Origin of the sequence: Actinomyces denticolens, assembly GCF_002072185.1 — a bacterium.
Taxonomy (GTDB): domain Bacteria; phylum Actinomycetota; class Actinomycetes; order Actinomycetales; family Actinomycetaceae; genus Actinomyces; species Actinomyces denticolens.
The window spans coordinates 1-10,302 of sequence record NZ_MVIW01000058.1 but is presented as its reverse complement, the minus strand read 5'-3'; the positions used below and the strand labels follow the sequence as shown (position 1 = coordinate 10,302).

Genomic DNA, 10,302 nt, shown 5'->3' with positions numbered 1-10,302 from the left:
TGGGCGCGGTGGGGGTGGGCGTGTCCTGGCGCAGGAGGCGCAGCATGGTGCGCAGGTCGGACACCGACCGATGCCCCATCGCCGCGATCTCATCGAGGATCGCGGCGACGCGCGGCTCCCCAGCGGCCAGGGGGCGCACTGCCTGGACTCGCATGACCATCTGGGTGTTGGCGCGGGCGAGGGTGTCGTGCAGGTCCCGCGCGATGGCCGTGCGCTGCGCGCCCAGAGCGGCCTCCCGGAGCCGCGCCTCCCGCGCCACCATCTCGCGGGAGTAGCGCAGGACGAAACCGATATTGGCCCCCGACGCCAGCAGGAACACCTCAACTAACGGCACGTCCGTCAGTGGGTGGCCAAGTAGGAGCGCCGCCAGCCAGCCGATGGGGAAGCAGAGGAAGAGCAATCCCGCCTGGCGGACTCTGCCGTCGACGATGAGCAGCGGGAGGGTGATGATGTCGGCCAGGAGAGCCGCGGTGAAGAACGAGTTGGCCACGAGCGGGATGGTGACTGCCATCAGGACGCAGGTGACCGCCCAGGGGAACCGGCGGCACAGCACGGGCGCGGGCACCGACAGCAGGGAGAGCGTCGTGTACAGGTCCGCGCCATTCGCGCTGAGGTCCGCGCTGGCCAGAAGCGCCAGGAGGGCGGTGAGGACCCCGCGGACCGTCCACTGCAGACGGGGCGCCTGAAGCCGCTCCCGCCACGAGGGGCGGGGCGCGGGGAGCGTCCCCAGGGATGCGGATGCCGGGCTCACAGGCCGAGGCTAGCCCACCTTCCTGGGCGAAAGGTGGGCTCGTCAGCATCAGTGGTGTTGCATCTGCGCCCATTCCCAAGGACTCCGTGCCCCCGGGAGCCGGTCTTCGCCGTCGACGTCGTCGGGGCGCGATCCGCCTTTGGGAGGAGTGGCATCGCGCGGAAGGCAGGATTCCGCGTCGCCGGGTGAGAAGCGATGCTGGTCCCGAGCCGACGGCCGCGGGCGACCGCCCCCGTCGGTCGGCATCTGCGGCCCGCGCCCAGCGCGACCGCGGGTGAACGACCCTGATACTACGACCGACTGCCGAGCGCCTGACGGCAACAGCCACGATGCGCCCCGGCCCGGGAGGATTGAGTCCATGACCGCTGCCCTCGGCGCCCCCGCGACGCGCGATGGCCGTGCTGCTGCGGTGAGCGCTCGAGGTGTCAACCAGTCGTTCCACGGCCGGGAGATCCTCCACGACGTCGACCTCGTGGTGGAGCGGGGCGCTTTCCACGGGCTGATCGGCCCGAGTGGAGCGGGGAAGACCGCTCTGCTCAAGGTCCTCTACGGCGCGCGGCGGGCCCAGACCGGCGAGGTCTCCCTCCTCGGCCGCGCCCCCGGTGGGCGCGACCGCGCGCTCCTGGCGAGGGTCGGCGTGCAGGCCACGGCGTCGGCCTTCTTCTCGCATGCCACCGTGTGGGAGCATCTGAGCACGGTGGCCTCGCTCCTGGGGGCCTCTCAGGCCCGCGCCCGCCAGTTCCTCGACCAGATGGGGCTGGGTCAGGTGCGCGATTGGCGCGTGGAACTGCTCCCGGTGGGCGCCCGTCGGATGCTGGCGCTGGCCTCCGCGATGGTGCACCACCCGGAGGTCCTCTTCCTCGACGAGCCCATGGCCGACCTGGACGGCTCTGAGCGCGCCGACCTCCTGGACGCGTTGGATGAGGCCCGCGGCGAGGGGACCACCGTGGTCTGCGCCGCCCGGTTGCTCGGCGAGCTGGGGACCCTGTGCGACTGCGTCTCCGTCCTCGACGATGGCCGAGTGGTCGCCGTCGGGCCGGCCTCCGCCTTCGTCGCCGACTCGAACCGGTGCCTGACGCCGCCACTCGGGCGGGCCGCCATGACCGCCCGGCCCCGGGGCCGCGTCACCGCGCTCGACCCCATGCCCGCCGTCCTGGGCAACAAGGGGGCGCTGGCATGAGTTCCTACAAGGCGCTGACCCGCTCCATCGCCCGGACCTACCTGCGCGATCCCGTCGCGCTCGTCTTCTCCCTCGTGCTGCCGCCCGTGCTGCTCGTCGGTCTCGCACTCGCCGTGAGCGGGCGGACCGTGGCGGCCTCCGCTCCGATGCTCGATGTGATCGGGCCCGGCGTCATGGCCTTCGGCGCGGCCTGCACCGGGATGCTCGCCGGCGCCCGCAGCGTGGCCGACTGGCGGGACTCGGGCCTGGGAGCGCTCCTGCGCTGCGCCCCGGTGCGGGTTCCCACGATGCTGTCCGCCGCGCTCAGCGTGGCGATCGCGGTCACCCTCGTGCAGGTGCTCATCCTCGCCGCCATCGGACTCGGCATGGGCGCCGGCATGAGCGCCACGCCGTGGATGCCCCTCGCCCTGCTGCCCGCCATCCTGGGGACCCTGCTGTTCTGCTCGATCGGCGTCCTCGTGGGGGTCGTGGCGCCATCGGCCGCCGCGGCCACCGCCGTCGTCCTCGTGATCATGGTCCCCATGACGGCCTTCTCGGCCGCGGCCGCGATGACCGACTCCCTCCCCGGGGTCCAGGCCCTCTCCCAGTTCCTTCCCACCACTTACCTGCTGGACGGGCTGCGGTGGCCGCTGACGAGTGTCGGCGGTGCCACTCACGCCCTGCTCGGCTGGTCCATTCTCGCCGCTGGCGGCGCTTCTCTCTTCGGGGCCGCCACGTGGTGCATGCGCTGGGAGTAAGCGGATTTGTGCGAGGGCCAAGCGCCCCGCCGAAACCACGCGCATGGTGAAGGCGCCTCTGCCCATCCCGGGCGGGGGCGCCTTCGCCTGTTCCTGCTCCAGCGGGTAGTCGGGCGGGTGGTCAGGCGGCCCGGGTTCTCCCGCGCTGCGCCCCATCCTCGCCTCCCGAGATGCCGTCTCACTCCCGAAGTACCGCCTGGCGCTCGAAATACCGTTTCACCCCCTAGATACCGTCTCACCCTCTAGATACCGTCTCACCCCGGCGTTGCGCCCTCGAACTGCGAGGATGAGGGCGCAACGCCGGGCCGAGGCGGTATGTATGGGCTGGGACGGTATGTGTGGGCCGAGGCGGTATATGCGGGATGAGGGCGCAGGTGCGCTCATCGCAGGGGGACGATGCCGCCATCGGCGAGGATTCTCAAGAACTTCTCGGGCCGCATGAGGTCATTCCAAGTCCATCGGATCACTTTGAGTCCGGTGACGACCTCGATGCGGTTCTCCCTCTGACGCTCGTCGATCAGGGCCCGCTCGGGAGCCGTGCCGCTGACCTCGCGCCGGTACTTGCCCGCGCCGTCGAACTCTCCGACGCGCCGCAGCTCCGGCCAGGCGAAATCCACGCGGGCGATGAATCGCCCATCGTGGTCGTAGTAGGAGACTTGCAGATCGGGGGTGGGCAGGTGCTGCTCGATGAGGACAGCGCGGGACAGGCTCTCGCCCACTGATTCGGAGCGCGCGTCCCCGTGCTTGAGGCAGAGGCGGGCCCGTGAGTTGCCCTGGCGACCTGGTTGGGCTTCGACGACGTCGAGCAGTTCCTCGAGCGTGGCGAGTCCTTCGCGCAGAACGTGGTCGAGCGTGACGAGTCCGGATTGGAAGGAGCGATGGCGCATGAGATCGACCGCAGTATGCGCTGGGTCGGTCACCGGCAGGCCGTGCGCCATGACGATGGGGGTGTCCTTCGGGGCGGTGATGACATGCGCCAGCGGCGTGGTGTCCCCGTGGCGGCCGCCGGGGATCGCGAACTGCAGGCGATTCGGCAGGGGACCGATCATGGGGATGCCCAGGACGACAGCAGCGGATTCGCGGGCGAGGACTCCGGTGTGCCGACCGCGCGGCGCGTGCGCATTGGCGAGGATCCTCACCAGGTGTCGTTTGGCGTAGGGCAGGGAGTCCCATTCCCTCCTCGGTGTGTAGACGCCGGGCCGTAGGCGGTAGAGCTCCGCGTGCGGTCCTCGGCTGCGCCGGAAGAGGCCGGAGTGAGGGCCGCCCGCCGGGTCCTCGTCCACGAGGAGCAGGTGGACCGGGCTGGCCAGTGGTGCTTGCAGGTCTGTGGTGTCGGAGGGGAGCGCGCTCATGGGTACGACGGTCCCAGGGGGATCGTGCTCCTGCCGCGCTCTTTCCACTGGGGTGAGTGAGAGAGATGCGTCGGAGGCCTTGTGGTTCTCAGCCCGGGAAAACCGTCTCACCCCCCCCACATACCCTCTCACCCCGAAGAAACCGTCTCGCCCCGGCGTTGCGCCCTCGAACTGCGAGGATGAGGGCGCAACGCCGGGCCGAGGCGGTATGTGGGGGCCGAGGCAGTATCTGTGGGCCGGGACGGTATGTGCGGGATGAGGGCGCGGTGCGAGGATGAGACGGTATATGCGGGGCGAGACGGTACGCGCAGGCCGAGGCCGCGGCCTCCCTCAGGCCCGCTGTCCCCGGTGGACGGCCTCGAGCATGAGGGTGGCGACATCGGCGACCCGCACGTCCGCCCCCTCGCCGGCGACGCCGTCGGAGAGCATCGTGGTGCAGAAGGGGCAGGCGGTGGCGATGACCTGCGCGCCCGTGCCAATGGCCTCGCGCGAGCGCTCCACTGCGATCCGCGTCCCGATGGACTCCTCCATGAAGGCCCTCGCGCCGCCGCCGCCGCAGCAGAAGGCCTCCTCATGGTTGCGGGGCATCTCGACGGCGGTCGCGCCCGTCGCCTCCAGGAGCTCGCGCGGCGGGGAGTAGACGCGGTTGTGCCGCCCCAGGTAGCAGGCGTCGTGGTAGGTGACAGTGGGGACGGCGCTGTCCGCGGCCCCGCTCCCGGACTCGGGCGGGACCGGCCTCAGGCGTCCCTCGCGCACGAGACGGTTGAGCAGCTGAGTGTGGTGCAGAACCTCGTAATGCCCCCCGAGCTGCGGGTACTCGCGGGCCAGGGTGTTGAAGCAATGCGCGCAGGTGACGACGATGCGCGTCGCCCCGGCCTCGCTGAGGGTCTCGACGTTCTGGGCGGCGAGCATCTGGAAGAGGATCTCGTTGCCGGCGCGGCGGGCGGGGTCGCCGGTGCAGGACTCGGCGTCGCCGAGAACCGCGAAGCTCACCCCTGCGGTGTGCAGGAGCTCGGCGACGGCGCGGGTGGTCTTCTTCGCACGGTCCTCGAAGGCCCCGGCGCAGCCCACCCAGAAGAGGTAGTCGACGTCGGCCGCGGACTCCACGTCGTCCCCGATGACGGGCACGTCGAAGTCGAGCCCCTTGGCCCAGTCCATGCGCTTGCGGGCGGCCAGGCCCCAGGGGTTGCCCTTGGACTCGAGCTTGCGGAACATGCCGCCGAGCTCCTTGGGGAAGGCCGACTCCATGAGGACCTGCTGGCGGCGCACATCCACCACGTGATCGACGTGCTCGATGTCCACCGGGCACTGCTCCACGCAGGCGCCGCAGGTGGTGCAGGCCCACAGGACGTCGGCGGGGATGACCTCGCCCGCCAGGGGGGCGGGCCGGGTGGCGACGCCGGTCTCGGTGGGCGCGGCCTTGGCGGCCAGGAGCGCGCCGAGGACATCGCCGGTGTGGGCCGAGTCGGGGGCGAGCCCCGCGCTGCCGGTGGGGCTGGAGATGCCCCGGGTGGGCAGGGCGCCGTCGTCGACATCCTCGGGGGCGACCCCGAGCTCGGCGGCGACGCGCAGGTAGGGCGCGGCGGCCGCCGCGTGGTCGCGCAGGGCCAGGGTGAAGAGCTTGGGGGACAGCGGCTTGCCGGTGTTCCAGGCGGGGCAGAGGTCCTGGCAGCGGCCGCACTCGGTGCAGGTGTTGAAATCGAGCAGCCCCTTCCAGGTGAACTCCTCGATGCGCCCCACGCCCAGGCGCACCTCGGGGCCCGTGCCCTCGTCGGCGGCCTCCATGGCGGCGTCGAGATCGTCCATCGTCTCCGCGGTGAGGGGGCGGCCGTCGGGCAGCGCGATGGGGGCGAGCGGCCCGAGCGCCTTGGTGCCGTCGGGCTCGCGGCGGGCGTAGATGTTGATGAAGGCGAGGAAGCGGTGCCAGGCCACGCCCATGGATGGCTGGCGCCCGACGACGACGAACCACGCCATGGAGACCACCACCTTGACGGTGGCCACGATGGTGATCGCGGCGGCCAGGCCCGTGGGCCCCAGGGGCTCGAGCGCGGGACCGGCCCAGGCGGTGAGCGGGAATCGAGTCCAGGTGGCCAGGGCGCGCTCTGCGGCGTCGGGGGAGGTGGCCAGGCGGGCGTGCTCCAGCATGCGCAGTGCGAGGACGCAGACGACGATGACGGCGATGATCGCCTCCACGAAATGCGCCTGGGAGGCGGTGGAGCCGGCGAATCGGGAGGTCCGGGGGCGCGCGCCCCCCTCGGAGTCGGCGGCGTAGGGGGGCTCGGCCGCGCCCCGGCGGGTGAGGCGGCGTCGCACGGCCACGAGGTGGAGGATGCCGGCCAGGCTCAGCCAGGCGATGAGGTCGACGACCCACCCCCACCAGGCGGCGTGCCCCAGGAGCGGCAGGGCGAACGACGCACCGCCGAGCACCTGCCCGTACCCGGTGACGAGGGTGAGGAAGAGCAGCGGGAAGCTCACCATGACGAGCCAGTGCGCCGCCCGGATCCAGGGGCGGCGGCGGAACGCGCGGTGGTGGAGCGCGGAGGAGAGCGAGAGCCAGGCGCGGCGGCCGATGGGGCGCAGGCGCTCGCGGGGCACGGAGCGGCCGACCCGCAGGCGCCGGGCGATCGTGAGGCAGGCGCGTCCGAATACCGCGACGCCGACGACGGTCGACACGAGCACGATGGCGGTGCAGACGGCCTGGAGTACCTCGAGCGATGTCACGGTCCCAGCCTACGTGCGCGGCGGCTCCCCGCCCGCCATCAGGACCGGCTGGTGAGCGAGCCCAGGAGTGCGTGGAGGCCCCGTGGGCAGTCGGGGCTGAGCGTCGCGTTGTACAGGAGGCGGCCGAAGGCCTCGGTCGTGGCCGTGTTGCTCGCGGCCAGTGCCTCGGTGAGGAGGTCCTGTGCGGTGCCGACGTCGCCCGAGGCCGCTGCGTGGAGCGCGCCCGCGAAGGTCCCGTAGGGCGCGTGGTCGGAGAGCTCCGTGCGCAGTGCGAGGGCGAAGATCGGTGCCTGCCAGTTGCCGTCGTCGATGAGTCCGCGCACGGCGTCCAGAGCCTCGTCGAGTCCGCCCATGACCGCGTAGGCGGCCTGCGGGCCGGCGACCGAGGCCAGATTGAGGTGCATGGCGATCGCGGTCCTCCCCGGCCCCTGGGGGAGGCTGCTCGCGTACTCGCGGACCGCGGGGTCGGTGAGCAGGCTCGGATGAGCCTCCATGAAGGCCCGCCCCCGGCCCGCCTCCTGTTCGGCCAGCCAGGCGATGAGCAGCTGCGCGCCGGCCACCTGCGCGCGGAACCGGGCCAGGCCGTCGTCGCCGTCGTGGTTGACCTGAGCGACGATGCCCGCCAGGCGCCGCAGCCGGGGCGCGTCGACGTACAGATCGGCGACGGCGGCGATTCTGCCCGCCTGCTCCGCCGTCGGTCGCGGCCATCGGCGCTCCACGTACTCCAACTCCTCGGCGGGCGAGCCCACCTGGAGCCACTCCTGCATGGCATCGGCGAGCTCGCCGTCGATCGCCACCGTGGCCCAGGCCGGCAGCGGCGGGAGCGCGCCGTACGCGCCGGATGCGGCGTGGTTCTGGACGTGCTGGTTGATCGCCCGGCGGGCGGGGCCCTGGTCCCCCGGGTCCTCGATCCCCTCGGTCTCGCGCACGGCCGCCAGCAGATCCCCCGGGTCGGTGCTCCCAGCGCCCCCCGCTTTCGAGGCGGAGCCGGTGAGCCTCCACTCCTGGCGCGTCAGGAGGACATGGGCGCGGGACGCGGGAGGGAGCTCCCCGATGCGCTCGGTGAATGCTGCGGCGGCCTCCTCCTGGCGGCCGGCGTCCCTGAGGAACGTGGCGAGCAGGCCCATTCCCCGTGCCGCGTGCGCGGTGTGGGCGCCGGGATCGGCCCGGGCCAGGTCGATGAACAGGCCGACGGACTCGCGCACGGCGTCGAGGGAATCCTCCCGGCGCCCGGTGCCCCGCAGGTGGACCGCCAGGTTCGCCAGAGCGCCCGCGAGGTTCTCCGTGTGGAGCTCGGGCGCGGTGACCACCAGCGCCCGGTAGACGTCGACGGCCTCTCGGGCGGTGAGCAGCGCCTCCTCCCGGCGTCGGGCGCTCGCGAGGCGCGTGGCGAGGTTCGTCAGGGACATCGCCAGCCCGGGCGAGTGGGCCCCGGGATCGGAGGCCGCCAGGTTCCGGAGGAGAGCGGTGGCCTCCCGCCCCACCCGGAGGGCGTCCTCCGCGTCCCCGGTTCCGGCCAGGTGGATGCTCAGATTGTTGAGGGCCATGGCCAGGCCCGGGGCGTGCGCCGCGGGGTCGGCGTCGGCGAGGGCGCGGAGCAGCGCGACGGCCTGAGAGGAGGCGTCGACGGCCTCATGGGCGCGCCCGGCGCCGGACAGCGACTCCGCGAGGACGAGGAGGGCCTCCGCGCGCTCAGCAGGAGTGGCGGCCTCGTGAACGCGCCGCTCGACGTCGGGCAGGGATGCGTCAGAGCGGGGGCCGGCGGGGGTGCGTCCTTGGGATGGAGTGGTCATAGTGCTCCGATTCGTCGTCGGTGATCAGGGATCACCCGGTTCGGAGCCTACGGTTCCACGCCCTGCGACGTGCGGGAATGGGGAGTTCTCTCAGGCGGTGAGGGGGTTGTGGCCGCGACCGCCGTACCAGGCGGCCGCCTTGCGCAGGGCGAGCTCGCGGGTCACGGCCAGCGCGGCCCCGGAGAGGGCGGCGAAGGCGACGACCTCCATGAGCCGGTAGTCCAGGAGCTGGGACTCGTCGTTGGGGGCGGGCTTGCCGGTGATGGTCTTCCATGCGGTGCCCAGCGCCTTGTCGGCGACGAAGCCGGCGGCCAGGGTGGCGACGGCGGCGGTCGCCTTCCAGGCGAAGTCAACGGTGGTCTTGCCGGACATGGCGGGGCTCCTTCGATCGGCGAGCGGGGTGCGATAGGACGATCATGCCCCATCCGCGGGTCGTCCTGGTCGATGGCCGTCGAACTCGCGTCCTCACCCCCAAGATACCGTCTCGTCCCGCCGTTGCGCCCTCGAACTGCGAGGATGAGGGCGCAGCGCCGGGCTGAGACGGTATCTGCGGGCCGGGGGCGCAGTGAGAGGCCGGGGCCGCAGCGGGGGCTCGCACTGGGGGCGCATGATCCGCGCCCGGCTATGCTGGGGCCACTACGACAGGGGAGCGCCGGGCCCCGCCATCGACGGCGGGGGCGGGCGCTGAGAGTGCGGGTAACCGCAGACCCTCGAACCTGCTCCGGCTCGCACCGGCGAAGGAAGTCGAGTTCTCCCCGCGCGCCACCGGGGTGCGCGGGCCCTCCAGGCACCTGACCAGGAGGCACCATGACCGCATCAACCGTTCCGACCGCGCCCGGCGCCCCGCGGCGCGCGGCTCCCGCGCCGGTCCTCACCCGCCGCGCCCTGCTCGCCGGCTCGGCCGCCGCCGCCCTCACCCTGGCGGCCTGCGGCGGGAAGAGCGGCGGCGATACCGCCGCCAACGCCATCACCGTCCTCACCCACGACGACTTCAACCTCCCCGAGGACCTCCTGGACGCCTTCCAGAAGGATTCCGGCCTGACGGTGTCCATCTCGAAGTCCGGCAGCGGCGGCGAGCTCGCCAACCAGCTCGTCCTCACCAAGGACGCGCCGCTGGGCGACGCCTTCTTCGGCATCGACAACTCATTCATCTCCCGCCTGGTCGCGGGCGGCGTCGTCGACCCCGCCTCCTCCATCACTTTGCCCGCCGGCGCCGAGAACTACCTCGTGGACGGCTCCGCCGCCATCGCCCCCATCGATTTCGGCGAGGTCGCCCTCAATTACGACGTCGCCTACTTCACCGACCACGGCCTCACTCCGCCGGCCTCCTTCGAAGACCTCGCCAAGCCGGAGAACAAGGGGCTCGCCGTCCTCATCAACCCCTCCACCTCCACCACCGGCCTGTGCTTCCTCCTGGCCACCATCGCGCATTTCGGGGAGGACGGCTTCGCCGACTACTGGAAGCGGCTCGTGGCCAATGACGCCAAGATCGTCGAGGGCTGGACCGCCGCCTACAGCGTCGACTTCTCGGCGGGCGAGGGCAAGGGCGCCTACCCGATCGTCCTGTCCTACTCCTCCTCGCCCGCCGCCACCGTCAGCGCCGATGGGACGACGTCGACCACCGCCTCCGTCCCGGCCACCGCCTTCCGGCAGGTCGAGTACGCGGGCGTCCTGGCCGGCGCCAAGAACCCCTCCGGCGCCAAGGCCTTCATCGAATGGCTCCTCACCAAGGACGTCCAGACGGCGATCCCCGATTCCATGTACATGT

At 72.3% G+C, this 10,302-nt stretch carries 8 protein-coding genes; 3 read left to right on the top strand and 5 right to left on the bottom strand.

The annotated features are described in order from the left end of the window. The coding region (locus tag B1H55_RS11530) for a histidine kinase (protein WP_205635522.1) at positions 1 to 751 on the bottom strand (751 nt) is incomplete at its 3' end. 358 nt (positions 752 to 1,109) lie between these two features. Between B1H55_RS11530 and B1H55_RS11525 the strand changes: the two genes are divergently transcribed. After that, positions 1,110 to 1,931, top strand: coding sequence for an ATP-binding cassette domain-containing protein (locus B1H55_RS11525; RefSeq protein WP_077240720.1), 822 nt, complete (start codon positions 1,110 to 1,112; stop codon positions 1,929 to 1,931). Next, on the top strand, positions 1,928 to 2,668 hold the full coding sequence (locus tag B1H55_RS11520) for an ABC transporter permease (protein ID WP_077240719.1): 741 nt from the start codon (positions 1,928 to 1,930) through the stop codon (positions 2,666 to 2,668). Before B1H55_RS11525 ends, B1H55_RS11520 begins: the two co-directional genes overlap by 4 nt. A 380-nt stretch (positions 2,669 to 3,048) precedes the next feature. Here the strand turns inward: B1H55_RS11520 and B1H55_RS11515 are convergent, their stop codons facing one another. The 4 genes from B1H55_RS11515 to B1H55_RS11500 form a co-directional block, all read right to left on the bottom strand. Beyond that, complete coding sequence (locus tag B1H55_RS11515) at positions 3,049 to 4,020, bottom strand: hypothetical protein (RefSeq protein WP_077240718.1); 972 nt, start codon at positions 4,018 to 4,020, stop codon at positions 3,049 to 3,051. Between the two features lie 330 nt (positions 4,021 to 4,350). Then, on the bottom strand, positions 4,351 to 6,741 hold the full coding sequence (locus tag B1H55_RS11510) for a heterodisulfide reductase-related iron-sulfur binding cluster (RefSeq protein WP_077240717.1): 2,391 nt from the start codon (positions 6,739 to 6,741) through the stop codon (positions 4,351 to 4,353). Between the two features lie 38 nt (positions 6,742 to 6,779). After that, on the bottom strand, positions 6,780 to 8,534 hold the full coding sequence (locus tag B1H55_RS11505; RefSeq protein ID WP_077240716.1) for a tetratricopeptide repeat protein: 1,755 nt from the start codon (positions 8,532 to 8,534) through the stop codon (positions 6,780 to 6,782). Between the two features lie 90 nt (positions 8,535 to 8,624). After that, on the bottom strand, positions 8,625 to 8,906 hold the full coding sequence (locus B1H55_RS11500; protein WP_073453628.1) for a DUF4235 domain-containing protein: 282 nt from the start codon (positions 8,904 to 8,906) through the stop codon (positions 8,625 to 8,627). A gap of 435 nt (positions 8,907 to 9,341) precedes the next feature. Between B1H55_RS11500 and B1H55_RS11495 the strand changes: the two genes are divergently transcribed. After that, positions 9,342 to 10,302, top strand: a 961-nt coding sequence (locus tag B1H55_RS11495) for a thiamine ABC transporter substrate-binding protein (RefSeq protein ID WP_080461750.1), incomplete at its 3' end; no start/stop codon positions are given.

Coding starts and splice junctions, on each gene's coding strand:
- B1H55_RS11520 (WP_077240719.1), top strand. CDS start 1,928: ATGAGTTCCTACAAGGCGCTGACCCGCTCCATCGCCCGGACCTACCTG.
- B1H55_RS11515 (WP_077240718.1), bottom strand. CDS start 4,020: ATGAGCGCGCTCCCCTCCGACACCACAGACCTGCAAGCACCACTGGCC.
- B1H55_RS11525 (WP_077240720.1), top strand. CDS start 1,110: ATGACCGCTGCCCTCGGCGCCCCCGCGACGCGCGATGGCCGTGCTGCT.
- B1H55_RS11505 (WP_077240716.1), bottom strand. CDS start 8,534: ATGACCACTCCATCCCAAGGACGCACCCCCGCCGGCCCCCGCTCTGAC.
- B1H55_RS11500 (WP_073453628.1), bottom strand. CDS start 8,906: ATGTCCGGCAAGACCACCGTTGACTTCGCCTGGAAGGCGACCGCCGCC.